The organism is Streptomyces sp. NPDC031274 (assembly GCF_055570235.1).
In genome coordinates this window covers 1-1,036 of sequence record NZ_JBVIHP010000487.1, presented here as the reverse complement: position 1 = coordinate 1,036, position 1,036 = coordinate 1, and the positions used below count along the sequence as shown (strand labels likewise).

The 1,036-nt window shown below is 73.0% G+C and carries 2 protein-coding genes; both read left to right on the top strand.

Going from position 1 to position 1,036, the window contains the following annotated elements:
• Positions 1 to 538, top strand: a 538-nt coding sequence (locus ACZ5CR_RS47375; RefSeq protein ID WP_468870280.1) for an MFS transporter, incomplete at its 5' end; no start/stop codon positions are given.
• A gap of 103 nt (positions 539 to 641) precedes the next feature.
• Positions 642 to 1,013, top strand: coding sequence for a hypothetical protein (locus ACZ5CR_RS47370; RefSeq protein ID WP_468870279.1), 372 nt, complete (start codon positions 642 to 644; stop codon positions 1,011 to 1,013).
• Positions 1,014 to 1,036 lie beyond the last annotated feature (23 nt).

Here is a 1,036-nt window from a genome sequence, read left to right as displayed (position 1 = left end):
CCTGTCCGCCAAGTTGATCGGCCGCTTCGGCGCCTACCGCTCACTGCTCGCGGGCCTGGTCCTCATCACGGCGGGCCTCGCCCTCCTCGGCCGCCTGCCCGCCGACGGTTCGTACGTCGTCGACGTGCTCCCCCCTATGCTGCTGCTCGGCGCCGGGTTCGCGGCGGCGATGCCCGCGGTGACGGGGCTCGCGATGGCCGGGGCGCGCGAGGAGGACGCGGGACTGGCCTCCGGACTCTTCAGCACGACGCAGGTGGTGGGCGGTTCACTGGGTCTCGCCGTCCTGACCACACTGGCCGCGAGCCGCACGGAGGGCCTGCTCGCGGACGGCGAGCGGACCGTGGCGGCCACGGCCGACGGCTACCGCCTCGCCTTCTGGGTGGCCACGGGAATCGCGGCGGCGGGCCTCGCCCTGGCGGCGACGCTGCTCCGGCCCGCGCACGGGACGACCGCAACCGATGACACCGACCCTGACATCGACACCGATACCGCCGAGCGGAAGCACCGCGAGCCCGCGACGGCGCGCACCACCCGTTAGACCAGTCCGGGTACCCCCACTTGCCTCACGTCCGGCCGGGCCACTACGGTCCGGCCAGCCGTGAATCTACGCGCGTCGCGCACCGAGCGAGAGGTCCCTGACCATGCGTAAGACCGTTCTGACCGCAATGACCGCACTCGGCGCGGGAGTTGCCGTGGCGTTCACCACCGGCCTGTCCACGGCGCAGCCGCAGGCCGCCGCATGGCAGCGGGTCGGGGACGACGTGAAGTCCGGCATCAGCGGCCTCGCGGTCACCTCCCGTTCGGGTGACGCTCTGCGCACCCTCGTCGTACGCGACAACAAGCGGCCCGGCGACAACCGCATCGCCGAAGTCGCCCACCGCCCCGGCCAGGCCGCCGAGGTCACGCCGCTCACCTGGCTGGGCGGCTCCGATCCCGTCGACCTGGAGGCGCTCGACGCGGTGCCGGGGACCTCCGACGAGTCCGTGGCCGTGGTGGGTAAGTGGGGTATCTAGGGAGCCCCTCTTACACCCGACCA

Bases quoted from the DNA above. Each gene is read 5' to 3' on its own strand.
- ACZ5CR_RS47370 (WP_468870279.1), top strand. From the start codon at position 642: ATGCGTAAGACCGTTCTGACCGCAATGACCGCACTCGGCGCGGGAGTT.